Origin of the sequence: Streptomyces puniciscabiei (genome assembly GCF_006715785.1) — a bacterium.
Classification (GTDB): Bacteria; Actinomycetota; Actinomycetes; order Streptomycetales; family Streptomycetaceae; genus Streptomyces; species Streptomyces puniciscabiei.
The window spans coordinates 2434992-2455070 of the sequence record NZ_VFNX01000001.1 but is presented as its reverse complement, the minus strand read 5'-3'; the positions used below and the strand labels follow the sequence as shown (position 1 = coordinate 2455070).

Genomic DNA, 20079 nt, shown 5'->3' with positions numbered 1-20079 from the left:
CGATGTCCTTTCCTCTGCTGACAGCGACAGCGGTGCTCCCGGCCGTAGGGGCCGTCGCGACGGCCGCCGTACCGGCCGCGCGGCGCACCGCCGCCAAGTGGCTGGCGCTGCTCGTCTCGCTCGCCACACTCACCCTGGCGATCACCGTCCTGGTCCGTTTCGACCCGAACGGCGCCCGCTACCAGCTCACCGAGTCCCACGCCTGGATCAAGAACTTCGGCGTGAGATACGAGCTGGGCGTCGACGGCATCGCGGTGGCGCTGATCGCGCTGACCGCCGTACTGATCCCGTTCATCATCCTCGCGGGCTGGCACGACGCGGACCCACTGGAGACGGGCAGCCGGCGCTGGCGGCCCACCCAGGGCTTCTTCGCACTGATCCTCGCCGTCGAGGCGATGGTGCTCATCTCCTTCGAGTCCACCGACGTCTTCGTCTTCTACATCTTCTTCGAAGCCATGCTCATCCCGATGTACTTCCTCATCGGCGGCTTCGGCGACCGCGCCCACGCGCAGGGCGAGAAGGCGGCGTCGACGCAGCGGTCGTACGCGGCGGTGAAGTTCCTGCTCTACAACCTGGTCGGCGGTCTGATCATGCTGGCCGCGGTGATCGGCCTCTACGTGGTGGCCGGAAACTTCAGCCTGCAGGAGATCGCCCAGGCCCGCGCGAACGGCTCGCTGCACATGGCGACGAGCACGGAACGCTGGCTGTTCCTGGGCTTCTTCTTCGCCTTCGCGGTGAAGGCCCCGCTGTGGCCGCTGCACACCTGGCTGCCCAACGCGATGCAGGAGTCCACCGCACCGGTCGCCGTCCTCATCACCGCGGTCGTCGACAAGGTGGGCACCTTCGCGATGCTCCGCTTCTGCCTCCAGCTGTTCCCCCAGGCCAGCAAGTGGGCGACGCCCGTCATCCTCGTCCTGGCCCTGATCAGCATCGTCTACGGCGCACTGCTCGCCGTCGGCCAGCGGGACATCAAGCGCCTGGTCGCCTACGCGTCGATCTCGCACTTCGGCTTCATCATCATGGGCATCTTCGCGATGACCAGCCAGGGCCAGTCCGGCGCGACGCTCTACATGGTCAACCACGGCATCTCCACGGCCGCGCTGATGCTGGTCGCCGGCTTCCTGATCTCGCGGCGCGGCTCGCGGCTCATCGCCGACTACGGAGGCGTGCAGAAAGTCGCCCCGGTGCTCGCGGGCACCTTCCTGATCGGCGGCCTCGCCACCCTCTCCTTGCCCGGCCTCGCGCCGTTCGTGAGCGAGTTCCTGGTCCTGGTCGGCACGTTCACGCGCTACCCGGCGATCGGCATCATCGCCACCTTCGGCATCGTCCTCGCCGCGCTCTACACCCTGGTCCTGTACCAGCGGACGATGACGGGCCCGGTGAAGCCCGAGGTCTCCGCGATGCCCGACCTGCGCGCGCGTGAGCTCGTGGTCGTCGCCCCGCTGATCGTGCTGCTGATCTTCCTGGGCGTCTATCCGAAGCCCGTCACGGACATCGTCAACCCGGCGGTCAAGCAGACCATGTCCGACGTCCACAAGACCGACCCCAAGCCCTCGGTGGAGGCGGCCAAGTGAGCACAACAGTCGTCCACAGCCTGTGGACAACCGCGGCCGACCCGATCGCGAAGATCCCGGCACCGAAGATCGAATACGGACAATTGTCGCCGACGCTGATCGTCGTCGGTGCCGCACTGGTCGGCGTGCTGATCGAGGCGTTCGTCCCGCGGAAGTCCCGCTACTACGCCCAGGTCTTCGTGTCCGTCGTAGCCCTCTGCGCCGCGTTCGCCGCGGTGGTCGCGCTGGCCGCCGACGGCTACGGCACCACCAAGGCGCACATCGCGGCCATGGGGGCGATCGCGGTCGACGGCCCCTCCCTGTTCCTGCAGGGCACGATCCTGCTGGCCGGACTCGTCGGTCTGTTCACCTTCGCCGAGAGGCGCCTCGACCCGGCCGCGCACGGCAACCGCGTCGACTCCTTCGCCGCGCAGGCCGCCTCCGTACCCGGCAGTGACAGCGAGAAGGCGGCGGTGAAGGCCGGCTTCACCACGACTGAGGCCTTCCCGCTGCTGCTCTTCGCGATCGCCGGCATGCTGGTGTTCCCCTCGGCCAACGACCTGCTGACGCTGTTCGTGGCCCTGGAGGTCTTCTCCCTGCCGCTGTACCTGCTGTGCGCGCTGGCCCGCCGCAAGCGGCTGATGTCGCAGGAAGCCGCAGTCAAGTACTTCCTGCTCGGCGCGTTCGCCTCGGCGTTCACCCTGTTCGGCATCGCCCTGCTGTACGGCTACGCGGGCTCGGTGTCGTACGCGCGCATCGCACAGGTCGTCGACGGCACGGTCAGCAACGTCGACCCGGCGCTGGCCAACACCATGGGCAACGACGCGTTGCTGCTGCTCGGCAGCGCCCTGATCGTGATGGGCCTGCTGTTCAAGGTGGGTGCGGTGCCGTTCCACATGTGGACGCCGGACGTCTACCAGGGCGCGCCTACCCCGGTGACCGGCTTCATGGCGGCGGCGACGAAGGTGGCCGCGTTCGGCGCGCTGCTGCGGCTGCTGTACGTCGTCCTGCCCGGGATGCGCTGGGACTGGCGGCCGGTCATGTGGGCGGTGGCGATCATCACCATGCTCGGCGGCGCGATCATCGCGATCACGCAGACCGACATCAAGCGGCTGCTGGCGTACTCGTCCATCGCGCACGCCGGATTCATCCTCGCGGGTGTCATCGCCACGTCGAAGGACGGCGTCTCGTCCGTGCTCTTCTACCTGGCCGGCTACTCGTTCGTGACGATCGGCGCCTTCGCGGTGGTCACGCTGGTGCGCGACGCGGGCGGCGAGGCGACCCACCTGTCCAAGTGGGCGGGGCTCGGCCGCCGCTCCCCGCTGGTGGCGGCGGTCTTCGCGGTGTTCCTGCTGGCCTTCGCCGGCATCCCGCTGACCTCCGGCTTCGCCGGGAAGTTCGCCGTGTTCAAGGCGGCGGCGGACGGCGGCGCCGCGCCGCTGGTCGTCGTCGGTGTGATCTCCTCGGCGATCGCCGCGTTCTTCTACATCCGCGTGATCGTGCTGATGTTCTTCAGCGAACCGAAGCCGGAGGGCCCGACCGTGGCCGTCCCCTCCCCGCTGACCATGTCGGCGATCGCCGTCGGCGTCGCGGTGACGCTGGTACTCGGTGTCGCTCCGCAGTACTTCCTGGACCTGGCGAGCCAGGCGGGAGTGTTCGTGCGCTGACGCTCCGTTCGGCCATGCCGCTGCCCGGCCCCCTCGTTGCGCAGGGGCCGGGCAGCGGCATGTTTCCGGGGTCACTGGCCGGCGCCTGTGGATAACTCCGAGGCTGTCGGTCCGGACCCCTATCGTGGAGGCAGCGGTCGAGAGACGACACACGGGGGACCGACGGGGGACAAGGACGATGGGTGCGACGGGCGGGATCAGCGAGATGCCACAGGTGACCGAGGGGCCGGGCGCGGCCGACAGCGAGGCGCTGGCCACGCTGCAGCGGGTCTTCGGGTACGACGCCTTCCGAGGTGAGCAGGAAGCGGTCATCGAGCATGTGGTGGCGGGCGGCGACGCCGTCGTCCTCATGCCCACCGGCGGCGGAAAGTCGCTGTGCTACCAGATCCCGGCCCTGGTCAGACCGGGAACGGGCGTGGTGATCTCGCCGCTGATCGCGCTCATGCAGGACCAGGTGGACGCCCTGCGCGCCCTCGGCGTGCGCGCCGGCTTCATCAACTCCACGCAGGACTTCGACGAGCGGCGCGTGGTCGAGGCGGAGTTCCTGGCCGGCGAGCTGGACCTGCTGTACCTGGCGCCGGAGCGGCTGCGGCTGGAGGGCACGCTCGACCTGCTCTCGCGCGGCAAGGTCTCCGTCTTCGCGATCGACGAGGCGCACTGTGTGTCCCAGTGGGGCCACGACTTCCGCCCGGACTACCTCGCCCTGTCCCTCCTCGGCGAGCGCTGGCCGGACGTCCCGCGGATCGCCCTCACCGCCACGGCCACCCGCGCCACCCACCAGGAGATCACCCAGCGGCTGAACCTGCCGACGGCCCGCCACTTCGTCGCCAGCTTCGACCGGCCCAACATCCAGTACCGGATCGTGCCCAAGGCCGACCCCAGGAAGCAGCTGCTCGCCTTCCTGCGCGAGGAGCACCCGGGCGATGCCGGCATCGTCTACTGCCTGTCGCGCAACTCGGTGGAGCGGACGGCGGAGTTCCTGACCGCCAACGGCATCGATGCGGTGCCGTACCACGCGGGCCTGGACGCGGGCATTCGCGCCGCCCACCAGGCCCGGTTCCTGCGCGAGGACGGCCTGGTCGTGGTGGCGACCATCGCCTTCGGCATGGGCATCGACAAGCCGGACGTACGGTTCGTCGCCCACCTGGACCTGCCCAAGTCCATCGAGGGCTACTACCAGGAGACCGGCCGCGCGGGCCGCGACGGGCTGCCGTCCACGGCCTGGATGGCATACGGCCTGAACGACGTCATACAGCAGCGCAAACTGATCCAGTCCGGCGAGGGCGACGAGGCGTTCCGCCGCCGGGCCACAGCCCATCTCGACGCCATGCTCGCGCTGTGCGAGACGGCCCGCTGCCGCCGCGGCCAGCTGCTCGCCTACTTCGGCCAGGACCCCGATGCGGCGGGCTGCGGCAACTGCGACACCTGCCTCACCCCGCGGGAGACCTGGGACGGCACGATCGCCGCGCAGAAGGTGCTGTCCACGGTGGTCCGGCTGCAGCGGGAGCGCGGGCAGAAGTTCGGCGCCGTGCAGATCGTCGACATCCTGCTCGGCAAGCGCACCGGCAAGGTGATCCAGTTCGACCACGACCAGCTGTCCGTCTTCGGCATCGGACAGGACCTCACCGAGGGCGAGTGGCGCGGCGTCATCCGGCAGCTGCTGGCCCAAGGGCTGCTCGCGGTCGAGGGGGAGTACGGCACTCTGGTGCTCACCGAGGCGAGCGGCTCCGTGCTGCGGAGCGAGCGGGAGGTGCCGCTGCGCAAGGAGCCGAAGAGGCCGGCCGCCTCCCGGTCCCGGTCGTCCGGCGGCGACCGCACGACAAAGGCCGCCGCGGCCGAGCTGCCCGGCGAGCTCCTGCCCGCCTTCGAGGCGCTGCGGGCCTGGCGCGCCGACCAGGCCCGCGAGCAGGGCGTGCCGGCGTACGTCATCTTCCACGACGCCACCCTGCGGGAGATCGTCACCCGCAGGCCCGGCTCGGTGCGTGAGCTCGGCACGGTGAGCGGCGTCGGCGAGAAGAAGCTGGCGACGTACGGGGAGGGCGTGCTGGCCGTGCTCGCCGGCCTGGACGACCCGGCCCCGGCCGCAGGCGACGCACAGGACGCCGACTGGCCGGAGCCGGACGTGGAGCCCGGACCGGACGACTGGATATAGCGGGCGGGCTGGTTCGGGGTGATGCGCGGGAGCGTCGCGATCACAGCCCCCGAGCCGCGTAGGCCCTGACGTCCGCGTCCGTGTCGGCCGTGGCCGTGGCGAGGGCTGTGCGTGCCTCCTCGGTGGCCCGGTGCCGGGTCAGGGACAGCACCGCCGCCTTGCGCACATCGGCGTTGGTGTCGGCCAGCGCCTTGGCCAGGGCGGCGACGGCGATCTCGGAGGGCGCGGCCGACAGCGCCGTGGCGGCGCCGGAGCGGACCTGCCAGGCCGGGTGGGACAGCGCGGCGACGGCTCGGTCGGCGAGCGGGCCTTGGCAGCCGGTGCCGGCCAGCGCGGCGAACGCGGCCCCTCGCACCAGGGGATCGCTGTCCTCGGTGAGCCGGTCCAGGGCGGCGGTCAGCAGCTCCCGGTCGGCCGCGGTCAGGGACGCCGAGCCGACGGCGGCCAGGGCCTTGGCCACGGCGACCCGGACCTCCCGTGCGGGATCGTCCGCGGCGCCCGCGAGCGGCCGGACCGCGTCGACGGAGACGAGCGCTCGTACGGCCTCGGTGCGCACGGCGATGTCGGGGTCGTCCAGCGCCGCCGCGAACACCCCGGCCTGGCCGAGCCGCAGGGCGCGCAGCACATCGAGGGCAGCGGCGCGGACCACGGGGTCGGCCGCGGCGAGGGCGCCGGCGAGGGCGGTGCCCAGGGCGGGTTCGGGCGGCAGGGTCTCGACGAGTTCGCGGAGCGAGGCAGCGGCGGCGGCGCGTACCCCGGCATCGGGATCGGACAGGGTACCGGCCAGGGCCTGCCCGGTGCCGGGTGGCACGGTCTCGGTCAGGACCGAGACGGCCGTACGGCGCACGGCGGGGTCCGCGTCGGCCAAGTAGGGCTCGACGACGGCGAGTTCGGGTTCCGCCTCGGCCAGCTCCACCAGTTCCAGGAGCCGGGGCGAAGCACTGCCCGGCGCGTCGGCCCGGTCGGCGGAGGCGGTGGCGGGCGCGGACGTCCGTTCGGCCGCGACCGGCGCCACCTCGCGCGGCCCCGCCGTGGCCACGTGCTCCGGTCGGACCTCGCCCAGCTTCCGGGAGGGACCGCCGACCGGCGCGAACTCCTCGACCGGGACCAGGTACGGAGCCACGGGGCGGGCCGTGAACTCCATCGCACCAGAGGGGGACTTGTGCAGATCGAGATGGTGGAACCAGGAGACGTCGTCGCGGCCGGGGTGGTCGAGACGGTCGTGGTAGAGGCCCCAACGGGACTCGGTGCGGGCGAGGGAAGCGCGGGCGGCCATCTCGGCGCAGTCCCGGATGAAGGTGACCTCGGCGCAGCGCATCAGCTCGTGCGGCGTGCGGGCGCCCATGGCGGCGATGTCGGCCTGCATCCGCTCGAAGGCCTCCAGGGCGAGGGAGAGCCGGGCGCCGGACTTCGGTGGTGCCACGTAGTCGTTCACGAAACGGCGCAGCTTGTACTCGACCTGGGTCTGCGGCGGGCCGTCGGGGTTGCGCAGCGGGCGGTAGATCAGCTCGTGCGCCTCACGCACCTGGTCCGCGGGAAGTTCCCCCTCGTACGCGGTGTACTGGGCGGCGTCCGCGCCCGCGAGGTCGCCGAAGACGAACGCGCCGATCATGTAGTTGTGCGGGACGCAGGCGAGGTCGCCGGCGGCGTACAGGCGGGGGACGGTCGTGCGGGCGTGGTCGTCGACGCGGACGCCGGAGGCGGAGTGGCCGCCGCACAGGCCGATCTCGGAGATGTGCATCTCGACGTCGTGGGTGCGGTAGTCGTGCCCGCGGCCGGCGTGGAAGGTGCCCCGGGTGGGCCGTTCGGTGGAGTGCAGGATCGACTCCAGTGCGGAGACCGACTCCTCCGGGAGGTGGCTGAGCTTGAGGTAGACCGGGCCGCGGTCGCTGGCGACCTCGGCGGCGAACTCGGCCATCATCTGCCCCGACCAGTAGTCGGAGTCGACGAACCGCTCACCGTGCCGGTTGACCTGGTAGCCGCCGAAGGGATTGGCGACGTAGGCACAGGCCGGGCCGTTGTAGTCCTTGATCAGAGGGTTGATCTGGAAGCACTCGATGCCGGTCAGCTCGGCGCCGGCGTGGTAGGCCATGGCGTACCCGTCCCCGGCGTTGGTGGGGTTCTCGTAGGTGCCGTACAGGTAGCCGGAGGCGGGCAGGCCGAGCCGGCCGCAGGCGCCGGTGGCGAGGATGACGGCGCCGGCGCGGACGGTGACGAAGGCGCCGGTACGGGTGTTGAATCCGGCGGCGCCCACGGCCCGCCCCTCGGCGGTCAGGACCCGGACCGGCATCACCCGGTTCTCGATCCTGATGCGCTCCCGCATCTCGCGCCGCCGGAGCTGCCGGTACAGGACCTTTTTGACGTCCTTGCCCTCTGGCATGGGCAGTACGTACGAGCCGGAGCGATGCACCTGGCGCACCGCGTACTCACCGTGCTCGTCCTTCTCGAACTTGACGCCGTACGACTCCAGCCGCTGCACCATGGCGAAACCGCGGGTGGCGGTCTGGCGGACGGTGGACTGGTCGACGATGCCGTCGTTGGCGCGGGTGATCTCGGCGACGTAGTCGTCGGGTTCGGCGCGGCCGGGGATGACCGCGTTGTTGACGCCGTCCATGCCCATGGCGAGCGCGCCGGAGTGACGGACGTGGGCTTTCTCCAGCAGCAGGACGTTCGCGCCGCGCTCGGCGGTGGTCAGCGCGGCCATGGTGCCGGCGGTGCCGCCGCCGATGACGAGGACGTCGCAGGTCAGCTCCTCGGCGTCGGCGACGGCGGGAATCTCCGGGGAAGTGGTGGCGGGGGTGGTCACCGGGGTGCCTTTCAGGAGCCGAGCGAGGTGAGGATGTCGCGCCGCAGGGCCACGCGGGCGGGGTCGTCCACGGCCCCGCGGTCACGTGGCCCGGGCACGTCCCGTACGGCGGCCACCCGGCCGGAGCCGAGCAGGGCGACGCGGTCTCCGAGGAAGAGGGCCTCGTCCACGTCGTGCGTGACGAAGACGATGGTCGCGCCCGTGCCGCGCAACACCTCCACCAGCAGGTCCTGCATGCCGGAACGGGTCTGTGCGTCGAGGGCGCCGAAGGGCTCGTCCATCAGGACGGCGCGCGGGCTGTCGGCCAGCGCCCGGGCCAACTGGGCGCGTTGGCGCTGCCCGCCGGACACCCGGTGCGGCAACTGCCCCGCCTGTGCACTGAGTCCGACGCGGGCGAGCCACGACTCGGCCAGGGAACGGCGTTCGGAACGCGGTACGCCGCTGATGGCGAGCGGCAGTGCGACGTTCCCGCGCAAGGTGCGCCAGGGCAGCAGCGCGTCCTCCTGGAAGACCAGCGCGCGGTCGGCCGACGGTCCGGTCAGCGGGACGCCGTCCACCTCGGCGGCGCCGCCCAGGGGAGGCAGCAGGCCGGCGAGGGTGCGCAGCAATGTGGACTTGCCGCAGCCGGAGGGGCCGACGACGGTGAGGATCTCGCCGGGGGAGACCTCCAGGTCGACGTCGTACAGCACCGGCGCGTCCGGCCTGCCGAGCACGGCGGAACGGAAGGTGAGCCGGGTGCCGCGTCCGGCCTCCGACGCGGGCGCGACAGGAGCGGTGACGATCTCAGACGAGGTGCTCATCGCGGGCCTCCTCGGCGTCCTTCTGGCTGTGTTGCTCGGGCTGGGCCTGGTGCTCGGAATCGCGGTCGGCACCAGCGGGGACGGTGACAGGCCGGGGCACGCGGGTGCGGCCGCCGGGGACGTACGAGGTCCGGGGCAGCCAGCGGGTCAGGCGCCGGCCGAGCAGTTCCACGGCCGTGGAGGTGACCCAACCGAGGACGCCGATGGTGACCATGCCGACGAAGACGCCGGGGTAGTTCACCACCGTGTAGTCCTGCCAGGTGCGGTAGCCGACCCCGTACTGGCCGGAGATCATCTCGGCGGAGATCACGCAGATCCACGACACGCCGATGCCGACCGACAGCCCGCCGAAGATGCCGGGCAGCGCGCCCGGCAGCACCACCGAGCCGAGGATCCGCAGCCGGCCGCCGCCCATGGTGCGTACCGCCTCTTCCCAGACGGGAGTCAGCGCGCGGACCGCGTGCCGGGTGGAGACCAGCACGGGGAAGAAGGCGGCGGTGCAGGTGATGAAGACGATGCCCTGCTCATTGGACGGGAAGAGCAGGATCGCGACCGGGACGAGGGCGATCGCCGGGATCGGGCGGATGACCTCCAGGACCGGGCCGAGCAGATCCTCGGCGAGGCGCGACCGGGCCACGAGCACGCCGGTCGCCACGCCCAGGACGGCCGCCAGCGCGAAGCCGGTGAGGATCCGGGTGAGGCTGTCGGTGAGGTCCGTCCAGTAGTCGCTTCCGGAGAGCCGGTCGGCGAAGGCACGGGCCACGTCGGTGACCGTCGGGAACTGCGAGAAGCGCAGCCACAGGTCGACGTTCAGGCTGGTCAGCAACTGCCAAAGCCCGAGGAAGGCGGCGAGGGAGGCCGTCCGCAGCGCATACCGGGCCAGGGGGCGCCGGGTCATGAGGCGCGCTCCAGAGCCTCGCGGTACGACACCGTGCGGGCGCCGCCGTGGGCGGTGATGTAGGCCTGCGCGGTCGCCGGGGTGACGAAGGGCAGCAGCTGGTCGCTGTCGGCCACCCAGACTGCCTTGTCGGCGAACCAGAGGGTGCCGGTGGTCGCGTCAGGCACGTAGGCGGCGCGGATGCCGCCCTGGTGCCCGGCCACGTACGCCAGCAGTTCCTTCGCGGACTTGAAGGAGACCGTCTTATCGCTGCCCTTGGGCCATACCTCGTTCGCGGCGGGTGCGGGCCCGTCGGCGAGGCGCCGGGCGTAGGAGGCGCCGAGGGCCTTCTTGACGTACTGGTCGTCGACGAAGGAGCCCACGTCGATGTCGCCGGTCAGCTTGGCGGCCTTCAGCACGGACACGTCCTGCCTCAGTGCGGAGACGAGCTGTGGTTTGACGGCCGGGTCGAAGGTGGCGATGCCGTGGGCGCCGTTGTAGAGGTAGACGACCTCGGCGGGCAGGCCGGTGGCCTTCGCGACCTTCTCGGCGGCGGCGACGGGGTGGGCGTTGAGGTAGTCCGTCGCCTCTGCCTGGGCCTTGAGGAACGCCTTCAGCACTGCCGGATGCCGCTTGGCGAAGTCCTCGCGTGCGGTGACACCGTGGAAGGTGGGCAGGTTCAGCTGGGCGCCGTCGTACAGCGCCTTCGCCTTGTCCTGGTAGGCGAGCAGGCCCGGCCAGGCGACGAACTGCGACAGGGCGTCCACGCCGCCGGAGGACAGCGCCGAAGCACCCACCGCAGGCTGCTGGTTGAGTTTGGAGATGCCGTTGTCCGGGTCGATGCCGGCGCGCTGCAGGGCCCGTACGAGGGTGCCGTCGGCGGCGGAGCCGATGCTTGTAGAGACCTTCTTGCCCTTCAGGTCCTGCAAGGACGTGAGCTTCGAGCCGGGTGTGGTCACGACGGTGTTGAGGCCGCCGCGCAGGTTGTAGCCGGTGACCGAGACCAGGTGGGTGGGGCGGCCGAGCTGTTTGCCGCGGGCGGCGTTGAGCAGCAGCGGGAAGTCGCCCATCGAACCAATGTCGATCTTGCCCGCGGTCATCTGGGCGGTGATCGGGGCGCCGGTGGCGTAGTCCTGCCAGTCGACCTTGTAGGTGTGCCCGTCGTGCAGGGAGTTGAGGTCCTTCTCGAAGGCGCCGAGGGAGCGCAGCAGGGTGCCGGCGGTGACGGTGTTGATGGTCTTGGACTGGTAGCCGACGGTCACGGTGACCGTGGAGCCGCTGCCTGCCTCGGCGCTGCCGCCGCAGGCCGACAGGGGGAGGAGGAGCGCGGCGGCGGATGCGGCAACTGCTGTTCGTTTCATGGTGGTGGTGCCTCTCACCGGAGCAGGTAGGGCATGTTGACCGTGACGGCCCCGGTGGGGCAGCGGGCTGCGCAGGGGCCGCAGTACCAGCACTCGTCGACGTGCATGTACGCCTTGCCGTTCGTCTCGTCGATGGCGAGGGAGTCCAGCGGGCACATGTCCACGCAGAGGGTGCAGCCGTCGATGCACTTCGACTCGTCGATGGTCACGGGCACGTCGGCCCGCTGGGGCGCCAAGGGCATGGCTGTCTCCAGGAAACGTGCAGGCAGGGGCGGGTGCGGCGGGGTGTCTACGACCGGTGGAGCAGGCCGCTCATGGTGATCCGGTCGCCGCGGAAGCGGATGAACTCCAGGTCGACGGGGCGGCCGTCGGCGAGGTGGGTGAGGCGTTCCAGCATCAGTACGGCGGCGCCGCGCGGGGCCTGGAGTACTGCGGCGGAGTGGGCGTCCGCGGTCACCGCCTCCAGGGTGATCTCGGCATGGCCGAGTGGGCGGCCGGTGATGGCTTCCAGGAGGCGGAAGACGTCGGTGTTCTCAAGGTCGGCGCCGAGCAGGGCGGTGCCGATGTCGAGCGGGATGTAGGTGAGGTCGAGGGAGAGGGGGAGGCCGTTCAGGCGGCGCAGGCGTTCGATGTAGAGGACGTCGGCGCCGGCGGGGACGTGGAGGCGATCGGCGACCGGGGCGGGTGCGGGGGCGGGGCCCATGGTGCGGACCTCGTTGGTGACGTGGCCGTGTTCGCGGAGGGTTTCCGCGAGGCCCATCAGACGGTCGAGCCCATGCGGGTATTTCCGGGCGACGACCACGGTGCCGACCCCGGGCAGCCGTTCCACCAGGCCCTCGGCCCTGAGGAGGTCCAGGGCCTGGCGAACGGTGTTGCGGGAGGCGCGGTAGTCGGTGGCGAGGGTGGACTCGTGAGGGAGGGGGCCGTTCTGGAAGACGCCGGTGAGGATCTGGTGGCGCAGCAGGTCAGCGAGCTGCCGGGCCCGGTCCGCACGCAGCCGACGACGCGTGCGGTGGGCGGCGACGGTGGCCGCGGCGCCCTGACCGGCGTGGTCGCGGGGGCGGTCGGTGGCTGGCATGGCTGGAACCATACCGATGCGGTAGGGAAAGTCGTGTTGCTGAAGTGTTGCGCCAGGTGAGGAGGCGTCGGATACGCCGCTCACCTGTGGGTTTTCCTCGCCGGTCGGGAAGATCTGCCACTCGGTGAGCCGGTCAGGACAGTGCCGTCAGCCCCGGCGCGAACGTGATCAGCAGCGGCAGCAGCGGCACCAGGGCGGCCACCGTCGTCGTCAGGGCCCGGTGCCGGCGCAGCAGCCGCGGCGGGGGTTCCAGCAGTCGGTCCACGCGTTCGCCGAGGAGGCGGCGGCTGGAGGCGCAGGACAGGACGCCCCGGTGCTGGTTCAGCTCGATCAGCGCGAGGGCCGTGGTGAGGTGGCCGCAGCGCCGGGACGCCGTGTCGTCGGCGGCCAGTTCGACCAGGCGGTGCGTCTGGTCGCAGAAGTGGGCGAAGAGCGGCACGCGCGGGAAGCCGGTCGCGAGCGCGGTGGACAGGTGCAGCAGCCAGTCGTGGTGGGCACGCGCGTGCCCGCGCTCGTGGGTGAGGACGGCGTCCAGCTGATGGTCGGTGAGCCGGTGGAGGGCGCCGGTGGTGACGACCAGTTGCGGCGGATGTCCGGGCATCCACCAGGCGTCCGGGTACTCGTCCTCCAGCACCAGCATCGGGCCGCGTGCCGCCGGCAGCCCGGCCGGCAGGTCGGGGGCGCGCTCGCGCAGCTGTGCGCGGGCCTGGCCGCGGCTGCGGCGGGCCTCGACGAGTTCCCGGGCCAGCATCGCCGTCGTCCAGGCGGCCCCGCAGGCCAGCAGCACGGTGAGGGCGGAGGCCCACACCGGCGCGGAGGAGAGGTCGTAGGCGGCGGTGACGGAGGGCGGAGCGGGGGCGAAGACGTGGTCGCGGACGGTGTGGAAAACGGCTGCCGCGCCCAGGACGAGTGCGGCCAGGCAGCACAGCAGGACGGTGGCGACCAGGCACTGCCACACCCACAGTGCGACGACGGGTTCCCGCTCGGGCCAGGCGGCACGGGTCAGGGCGCGCGGCGCCGGCAGGGCGGCCGTCAGGGCGACGACGCTCAGCAGGAGCAGGCAGACGGTCATGCCGGGGCTCCGGTTCCTGGTCGGAGAGTTGTGCGGGTGTCGGGTGGTGCGGGGCGATGCGCCGAGGGTGCATCGCGTGTTGCGTGTCCGCCCAGTATGACGGTGCGGGGCGGCGAGAGGCAGGTCTCGGCGGTGATCGGTCGCGTGGTTGAGGCCACCCGCTCTCCCTCGGGTCCGGCTTGCCCGGCTTCCGGTGCGGCAGGCCTCAGGACTCCCGCTCCCGAAAGGCCTGCCGCACTGCCTCCAGTACGTCGTCCTCTCCGAACCCCAGGGTCCCTGCCCGGGCCACGAAGTCCCTGGTGCCATCGGTGAGGTCGGTTGTCTCGCGGCGGCGGGTGCGAGGGGGCGGCGGGCCACCCGAGTCCCCGCACCGAGCCGTGCGCGGATCAGGGCGGCTGCTTCCAGTTCGCGGTAGGCGTGGGCCAGGGTGCCGGCCGCCAGGCCGAGGTCCGCGGCCGGCTGCCGTACCGTCGGCAGTCGTTCGCCCTCGGCCGGCCTGTCGCCCCGGACGGCAGCGCAGCTCATCGGCTCGCCCCTCGGTCCGTCCGGTAGGGCCGTACGGCCGTTCTGCACCCTCTGCTCGCGCCGGGCGGGCGACACGGGTTCAGCGGGCGCAGCGGTCGACCGGGGCCGGGGCCGGGCCCAGGAGGCGGTCGACGGGGCGGTCGCGCCGAGATCGGTCCGCCGTGAACGCACGACTCGTACTCACCGCCCGCATCAAACGGTGAGTACAAGGCGTCCGTCCCGGCGGCCTTGAGTCAACCTCTTGCCACAGGGTGGCCCTTCACCCCGCCACGACCCGTCCGCTGACCTCCCCGAGTCCGACCCGGCGTCCGTCCGCGCCGGGGGCCCAGGCCGACAGGGTCACCACGTCACCGTCCTCCAGGAAGGCCCGCTTGCCCTCCGGGAGTTCCAGGGGGTCGCGGCCGTTCCAGGTCAGCTCCAGCAGCGAGCCGCGCTGACGCTCCTCGGGGCCGCTCACCGTGCCCGAGCCGTACAGGTCGCCGGTGCGCAGCGAGGCGCCGTTCACCGTCATGTGGGCGAGTTGCTGGGCGGCGGTCCAGTACATGGTCGAAAAAGGCGGCTCGGAGACCACTTGGCCGTTGACGGCGATGGAGATCCGCAGGTCGTAGCCGCCGGGCTCGATGCCCGGAGCCGAGTCGTCCAGGTAGGGCAGCAGCGGGTGCGTGCGCTCCGGAGGCGCCACGCGCGCGTGGTCCAGCGCTTCCAGCGGAGTGATCCATGCCGACACCGAGGTCGCGAAGGACTTGCCGAGGAAGGGGCCGAGGGGAACGTACTCCCAGGCCTGGATGTCCCGTGCGGACCAGTCGTTCAGCAGGCACAGCCCGAAGACGTGCTCGCGGAAGTCGCCGAGCGTGACCGGCCGGCCCAGCGCGGACGGCACGCCCACGACGAAGCCGACCTCGGCCTCGATGTCCAGCCGGATCGACGGGCCGAAGACGGGTGCCGGATCGGCCGGGCCCTTGCGCTGCCCGGACGGCCGTACGACGTCCGTGCCGGAGACGACGACCGTGCCGGAGCGGCCGTGGTAACCGATCGGCAGGTGCTTCCAGTTGGGGGTGAGGGAGTCCTCGGCGTCCGGGCGGAAGATCCGGCCGACGTTGCGGGCGTGGTTCTCCGAGGCGTAGAAGTCGACGTAGTCCGCCACCTCGAAGGGCAGGTGCAGGGTCACCTCGGACAGGGGGTGGAACAACGGCTCGACGGCCTCGCGGTGCGCGGGGTCCGTGACCCAGGCCGTGACGGCGCGCCGTACCTCCGTCCAGGCCGGGCGGCCGGCGGCCAGCAGCGTGTTGAGGGTGGGCCGCGCGAGCAGCGCGTGGTGCGGCGAGCCGAGGGCGGCGGCCGCGGCACCAGCGTCGAGGACCTGGTCTCCGAGCCGGACGCCGACCCTCCGCTCCGTGCTGCCGGAGGGCGAGAACACGCCATAGGGAAGGTTGTGTGGGCCGAAGGGGTCGCCCTCGGGGACGTCGAAGGGGGGCATGGGGTGCTGCCTCACTCTCAGCCGGGCCGTGCATGGCGCTCGTTCCATGTGGTCGCGCCACACGTTACGGCCGTGATGCGTGTCTTGGGCAGAGCCTTCTGCGGCACCCGTCACGGTGTCCGAAAGGTCGTGTCGAAGAGGCTTCGAAAGGTTGCTCGCACCCTGTCTAAAGAGTTCGCAATGTCCGAATAGGCCTTGTCGGAGGCGGCAATTCCGGCTTAGCGTCCTTTGGGGACACGGACGGGGTGGGTCCGTTCCATTGGGGGGACACGTGGGGGGACCCGTGGCCGGAGACACCGTCGGTGTGCCGTTCGAGGCGGACCGGGACGTACCGGGACTGATCGTCAAGTTCGGCGACTATCCGCTGCACCACGGCGGCGTCGGCGCGATCCGCAGCCTGGGCCGGCTCGGCGTGCCCATGTACGCCATCACCGAGGACGCCTACACGCCCGCGGCCTCCTCGCGCTACCTGAAGAAGGCCTTCGTGTGGCCGACGACCGGTGCGGAGGAACCCGGCCATCTGGTCGAGGGCCTGCTGCGCGTCGGCCGCCGCATCGGCCGCCCCGCCGTTCTCGTCCCCACGGACGAGGAGGCCGCCGTACTGATCGCCGAGCACCAGGAAGAGCTGGCCGGTTCCTTTCTGTTCCCGCGTGTCGACCCCGCGCTGCCGCGCCGGCTCGCCAGCAAGCAGGGCCTGCACGAACTGTGCGTGGAGCACGGCATCGCGAGCCCCGCGTCGGCGTTCCCGGAGTCGTACGAGGACGTCGTCGCCTTCGCCGACACGGCGCGCTTCCCAGTGGTGGCCAAGAACCGGGAGGCGTTCGTCCGGCGCACCCGGCCCGCCGTGGGCGGCACCACGCGGATCGCCACCCGCCAGGGCCTGCTCGCCCTGGCCCGCGACTGGGGCACGCGGCCGGGGGTGATCCTCCAGGAGTACCTGCCGCGCGAGGAGGCCGAGGACTGGATCGTGCACGCCTGCTTCGACCAGGACGCAAGTCCCCTCGCGATGTTCACCGGCGTCAAGGTCCGCTCCTGGCCGCCGCACGCCGGCATGACGGCGAACGCGTACGTCGTCGACAACCCGGAACTCACCGACCTCGCCGCGCGTTTCATCAAACAGATCGGCTACAGCGGCATCATCGACCTCGACCTGCGCTTCGACCGGCGCGACGGACGGTACAAGCTCCTCGACTTCAACCCGCGCATGGGCGCCCAGTTCCGGCTGTTCGAGAACGAGTCGGGCGTGGACGTCGTACGCGCGATGCATCTGAACCTGACCGGCCGCCCCGTCCCGGAGGGGGAACAGCGGGCCGGCCGGCGCTACATCGTGGAGAACATCGACCTGCCCGCTCTCCTCGCCTACCGCCGCAGCGGCTATACGACGCCGCACGCGCCGGCGAAGGCGAGCGGGACCGAGCTGGCCTGGCTCGCGGGTGACGACCCGTTGCCGTTCCTCACGATGCTCGCCCGCTTCGTGCGCCCGGGCGCGAAGCACCTCTACCAGCTGTGGCGGACCAACCGCCGCGGCAGCACCTCCACGAAGTAGGCAAGGCCACGGAGAGTGGCGCACCATGTCCTGGGGAGGGACTTCGTGACTCGACCGGTTGCAGTCATCGGGGCCGGGCCGTTCGGCCTGTCCACCGCCGCCCATCTGCGGGCGCGCGGCATCCCCGTCCGCGTCTTCGGTGACCCCATGGTCAGCTGGCGCGACCACATGCCCGAGGGCATGCTCCTGAAGTCGACACCCGCCGCCTCGAACCTCGACTGCCCGCAGCCCGGCCACACCCTCGCCGACTACTGCGACGCGGCCGGCATCCGCCGCCTGGTGACCGACGAGGACATCATCCCGGTGGAGACCTTCATCGCCTACGGCGAGTGGTTCCAGCAGAAGCTCGTCCCCGACCTGGAGGGGGTCCGGGTCGTCTCGGTGGACCGCGACAAGAGCGGCGGCTTCGAACTGAAGCTGGACTCGGGGGAGATGTTCACCGCGCGCGCGGTCGTCGTGGCCACCGGGCTGTCGGGCCTCGCGCATCTGCCGGCGGAGCTCGCGGAAGCCGCGGCCGACGGACCGGCGCCCACCGGCCCGGTCTCGCACAGCTCCCAGCACCACGACCTGAGCCGTTTCGCCGGCAAGGACCTCATCGTGGTCGGCGCCGGCCAGTCCGCGCTGGAGACCGCGGCGCTCGCCGCCGAGGCGGGGGCACGCGTGCGTGTGGTCGCGCGCGGCCGCGGCCGGGTGGCCTTCGGCGCCCCGCCCTGGGACCAGCCGAAGCTGCGCCCCGAGTCCCCGTTCGGCCGCGCGTGGTCGCTGTGGGCGTTCAGCTACTACCCGCACCCCTACCGCTACCTGCCCGAGGCCACCCGCCACTTCCTGGTCCGCCGGGTCCTCGGGCCGCTCGGCGCGTGGTGGCTGCGCGAGCGCTTCGAGAGCGCGGTGCAGGTGCAGGACGTGGAGCGGGTGATGAGCGCCGAGGCAGCGGGCGGCAGCCCCGTCCTCACCGTCCGCACCCACGGCGGGCACACCGAGCGGCTCACCGCCGACCACGTCATCGCCGCCACCGGCTACCGCGTCGACGTCGCGGCGATGGACTTCCTCGGCCACGAACTGCGCACCCGGCTCGCGGTGAGCCGCGGCACGCCGAAGCTCGGCCCCGGCTTCGTCTCGTCCGTTCCCGGCCTGTACTTCACCGGTCTGCCGGCGGCGTCGTCGTACGGCCCGGTGATGCGTTTCGTCTGCGGCACGGAGTTCGCCTCACCGCGCCTGGCGAAACACCTGGCGTCGGCCCACGGCTGAGGCCGCCGGCCGCCTGATCGCGCCCGTGCACGCTCATCAACCCGGGGACAAGAGGCACCACTTGGGGTGGACCAGCACGTAAGTGCGCAGGGCGACAAGGTGAGTCGGCGGGGCCCGGTATCCGTATTCTCTGATCATGGCAGCCTCACCCGCATATGCACTGATCGCCACCGACCTGGACGGAACACTGCTGCGCGGCGACGACAGTGTCTCCGACCGGTCGCTCGCCGCGCTCGCGCGGGTGGCGCGGGCCGGTGCCCGGCACCTGGTGGTGACGGGCCGCCCGGCCCCGCGGGTACGGCAGCTCCTCGCGCACCTCGGCTGCACGGGGCTCGCGGTGTGCGGGCAGGGCGCACAGGTCTACGACGCCGGAACGGGCCGTCTGCTGTGGTCGGTCCGGCTGGACCGGGAACTGGCCGAGACGGCGCTCGGCAAGATCGAGGCCGAGGTGGGGCAGGTGTACGCGGCCGTCGACCAGGACGGGGTCGACGGGCTCACGCTGATCGAGCCCGGGTACCGGATGCCGCACCCGACCCTGCCCGCGGTCCGGGTCGACCGGCGCGACGACCTGTGGTGCGCGCCGATCAGCAAGGTGCTGCTGCGCCATGCCGCCCTGCCCGACGACGAGTTGGCGGCCATCGCGCGCGCGGTGGTGGGCTCGCTCGCGACCGTCACCATGTCGGGGCCGGGGACCGTGGAGCTCCAGCCGTCGGGGGTGACCAAGGCGGCCGGCCTCGCGCTGGCCGCCGAGCGGCTCGGGATCGCGGCGGAGGCGGCCCTGGCGTTCGGCGACATGCCCAACGACATCCCGATGTTCGAGTGGGCCGGACACGGGGTCGCCATGGCCAACGCGCATCCCGAACTGAAGGCGGTGGCCGACGAGGTCACCCTGTCGAACGAGGACGACGGCATCGCCGCCGTCCTCGAAAGACTGTTCCCGACCGACTGACCGGCACATCAGTAGGCGACCGCCCGCCGCGGACGGCGACGGCCGCCCGGCGCGCCCCTCCGTCAGGTCGGGGCACACTCCGGGCGGCCGATGCCGTGCCGGTCGGCGGGACCGTCAGTACGCGCTGGACACGTTGTCGATCGACCCGTAGCGCGCGGCGGCGTAGTTGCAGGCCGCGGTGATGTTGGCGACCGGGTCGTAGGGGTCGAAGGAGGTGCCGGCCACGTGGTACGCGTTGAAGGTCGGGTCGATCACCTGGAGCAGGCCCTTGGACGGGATGCCCTTGGCGGCGTTGGAGTCCCAGAGGTTGATGGCCTTCGGGTTGCCGGCGGACTCCCGTATGACGTTGCGGTGGATGCCGTCGTAGGTGCCCGGAATGCCCTTCTGGGCCATGATCGCGAGGGACTCGCGGATCCAGCCGTCGAGGTTGTTCGGGTAGCCCGCGAGGGTGGTGGAGGCCGTCTTGGTGGTGGTCGTGCCGGTAGCCGCGGAGGCGCTGGTGGCACCGATGAGCGGCAGGGCGAGGACGGCGGCGCCGGTGCCTGCGACGGCGAGGACGCGGGCGAGACGGTTGGCGCGGGGGCGGCGGTGCTGAGGGGCAGCAGGCATGGGGAAGTCCTCTCCGGCGCCTGCGAGGTGAGCTGTCGGGTTCGGGCGGGGAGGTGCCCGGCCGCGCCCTTCGTGAGAGGACATGGCTTCACCCCTAGCCGTTCCGGTGCGGCGTGTGCCGACCGGTCCGGCGGACTTACCTGGGTCCCCCGCTCCTGCCGTACGAATGAGTTCGTCGATGGGTTCACGCGGGCGGCGGCAGGATTCGGCGTCCGCCCGACGGCCCGGAACGTATGCGAGAGCACATGTCGGGAACAAGTACTGGAATCACACAACGCCCAGTTTGACCATGATCTGTGCCGTTTGAGACACTTGATCCTTTGCGGCAGCCAATCCTCAACTCGCCCTCGGGGCAAGGG

15 protein-coding genes and 1 riboswitch are annotated in these 20079 nt (G+C 71.7%); of the genes, 6 read left to right on the top strand and 9 right to left on the bottom strand.

What is annotated here, in order from left to right; all coding sequences use genetic code 11:
• The first annotated feature begins 2 nt into the window (after window positions 1-2).
• The 3 genes from FB563_RS11100 (at window position 3) to recQ (ending at window position 5372) form a co-directional block, all read left to right on the top strand.
• Complete coding sequence (locus FB563_RS11100; RefSeq protein WP_055703800.1) at window positions 3-1574, top strand: NADH-quinone oxidoreductase subunit M; 1572 nt, start codon at window positions 3-5, stop codon at window positions 1572-1574.
• The gene (nuoN, locus tag FB563_RS11095; RefSeq protein WP_055703799.1) at window positions 1571-3220 is read left to right on the top strand and encodes an NADH-quinone oxidoreductase subunit NuoN; all 1650 of its coding nucleotides are present in this window, start codon (window positions 1571-1573) and stop codon (window positions 3218-3220) included. The genes FB563_RS11100 and nuoN overlap by 4 nt, the downstream gene beginning before the upstream one ends.
• A 178-nt stretch (window positions 3221-3398) precedes the next feature.
• Complete coding sequence (gene recQ, locus FB563_RS11090) at window positions 3399-5372, top strand: DNA helicase RecQ (protein ID WP_055703798.1); 1974 nt, start codon at window positions 3399-3401, stop codon at window positions 5370-5372.
• Between the two features lie 40 nt (window positions 5373-5412).
• On the opposite strand, the gene FB563_RS11085 is transcribed toward recQ, so the two are convergent.
• From FB563_RS11085 to fahA, 8 genes are all read right to left on the bottom strand, one after another.
• Window positions 5413-8178 (bottom strand): fumarate reductase/succinate dehydrogenase flavoprotein subunit, encoded by a 2766-nt coding sequence (locus tag FB563_RS11085; RefSeq protein WP_055703797.1) that lies wholly within the window; start codon window positions 8176-8178, stop codon window positions 5413-5415.
• Between the two features lie 11 nt (window positions 8179-8189).
• Complete coding sequence (locus tag FB563_RS11080) at window positions 8190-8978, bottom strand: ABC transporter ATP-binding protein (RefSeq protein WP_055703796.1); 789 nt, start codon at window positions 8976-8978, stop codon at window positions 8190-8192.
• Window positions 8962-9876, bottom strand: a complete 915-nt coding sequence (locus FB563_RS11075; RefSeq protein WP_055703795.1) for an ABC transporter permease — start codon at window positions 9874-9876, stop codon at window positions 8962-8964. Before FB563_RS11075 ends, FB563_RS11080 begins: the two co-directional genes overlap by 17 nt.
• Complete coding sequence (locus tag FB563_RS11070) at window positions 9873-11216, bottom strand: ABC transporter substrate-binding protein (RefSeq protein ID WP_055703794.1); 1344 nt, start codon at window positions 11214-11216, stop codon at window positions 9873-9875. The genes FB563_RS11075 and FB563_RS11070 overlap by 4 nt, the downstream gene beginning before the upstream one ends.
• A 14-nt stretch (window positions 11217-11230) precedes the next feature.
• On the bottom strand, window positions 11231-11458 hold the full coding sequence (locus FB563_RS11065) for a 4Fe-4S dicluster domain-containing protein (RefSeq protein ID WP_031166915.1): 228 nt from the start codon (window positions 11456-11458) through the stop codon (window positions 11231-11233).
• 47 nt (window positions 11459-11505) lie between these two features.
• Entirely contained in the window at window positions 11506-12294 is a 789-nt protein-coding gene (locus FB563_RS11060; protein WP_142218618.1) for a GntR family transcriptional regulator, read from the bottom strand.
• 133 nt (window positions 12295-12427) lie between these two features.
• Window positions 12428-13366: a M56 family metallopeptidase gene (locus FB563_RS43955; protein ID WP_055707705.1), complete on the bottom strand. Its 939-nt coding sequence runs from the start codon at window positions 13364-13366 to the stop codon at window positions 12428-12430.
• A gap of 784 nt (window positions 13367-14150) precedes the next feature.
• Window positions 14151-15368 carry a fumarylacetoacetase gene (gene fahA, locus FB563_RS11050; protein ID WP_055707704.1) on the bottom strand — a complete coding sequence of 406 codons (1218 nt, stop codon included), beginning with the start codon at window positions 15366-15368 and terminating at the stop codon, window positions 14151-14153.
• A gap of 304 nt (window positions 15369-15672) precedes the next feature.
• On the opposite strand from fahA, the gene FB563_RS11045 reads away from it, so the two are divergent.
• The 3 genes from FB563_RS11045 (at window position 15673) to FB563_RS11035 (ending at window position 19111) form a co-directional block, all read left to right on the top strand.
• On the top strand, window positions 15673-16914 hold the full coding sequence (locus FB563_RS11045; protein ID WP_055707707.1) for a carboxylate--amine ligase: 1242 nt from the start codon (window positions 15673-15675) through the stop codon (window positions 16912-16914).
• A gap of 45 nt (window positions 16915-16959) precedes the next feature.
• Window positions 16960-18162, top strand: a complete 1203-nt coding sequence (locus FB563_RS11040; protein ID WP_055707706.1) for an FAD-dependent oxidoreductase — start codon at window positions 16960-16962, stop codon at window positions 18160-18162.
• Between the two features lie 136 nt (window positions 18163-18298).
• Window positions 18299-19111: an HAD family hydrolase gene (locus tag FB563_RS11035; protein WP_055707703.1), complete on the top strand. Its 813-nt coding sequence runs from the start codon at window positions 18299-18301 to the stop codon at window positions 19109-19111.
• A gap of 114 nt (window positions 19112-19225) precedes the next feature.
• Here FB563_RS11035 and FB563_RS11030 read toward each other — a convergent pair whose 3' ends face one another.
• Window positions 19226-19720 carry a transglycosylase SLT domain-containing protein gene (locus tag FB563_RS11030; RefSeq protein WP_055707702.1) on the bottom strand — a complete coding sequence of 165 codons (495 nt, stop codon included), beginning with the start codon at window positions 19718-19720 and terminating at the stop codon, window positions 19226-19228.
• Window positions 19721-19724: 4 nt separating this feature from the next.
• Window positions 19725-19908: riboswitch (cyclic di-AMP (ydaO/yuaA leader) on the bottom strand.
• Window positions 19909-20079: the final 171 nt, after the last annotated feature.

Coding starts and splice junctions, on each gene's coding strand:
- FB563_RS11100 (WP_055703800.1), top strand. CDS start 3: ATGTCCTTTCCTCTGCTGACAGCGACAGCGGTGCTCCCGGCCGTAGGG.
- recQ (WP_055703798.1), top strand. CDS start 3,399: ATGGGTGCGACGGGCGGGATCAGCGAGATGCCACAGGTGACCGAGGGG.
- FB563_RS11080 (WP_055703796.1), bottom strand. CDS start 8,978: ATGAGCACCTCGTCTGAGATCGTCACCGCTCCTGTCGCGCCCGCGTCG.
- FB563_RS11075 (WP_055703795.1), bottom strand. CDS start 9,876: ATGACCCGGCGCCCCCTGGCCCGGTATGCGCTGCGGACGGCCTCCCTC.
- FB563_RS11070 (WP_055703794.1), bottom strand. CDS start 11,216: ATGAAACGAACAGCAGTTGCCGCATCCGCCGCCGCGCTCCTCCTCCCC.
- FB563_RS11065 (WP_031166915.1), bottom strand. CDS start 11,458: ATGCCCTTGGCGCCCCAGCGGGCCGACGTGCCCGTGACCATCGACGAG.
- FB563_RS11060 (WP_142218618.1), bottom strand. CDS start 12,294: ATGCCAGCCACCGACCGCCCCCGCGACCACGCCGGTCAGGGCGCCGCG.
- FB563_RS43955 (WP_055707705.1), bottom strand. CDS start 13,366: ATGACCGTCTGCCTGCTCCTGCTGAGCGTCGTCGCCCTGACGGCCGCC.
- fahA (WP_055707704.1), bottom strand. CDS start 15,368: ATGCCCCCCTTCGACGTCCCCGAGGGCGACCCCTTCGGCCCACACAAC.
- FB563_RS11035 (WP_055707703.1), top strand. CDS start 18,299: ATGGCAGCCTCACCCGCATATGCACTGATCGCCACCGACCTGGACGGA.
- FB563_RS11030 (WP_055707702.1), bottom strand. CDS start 19,720: ATGCCTGCTGCCCCTCAGCACCGCCGCCCCCGCGCCAACCGTCTCGCC.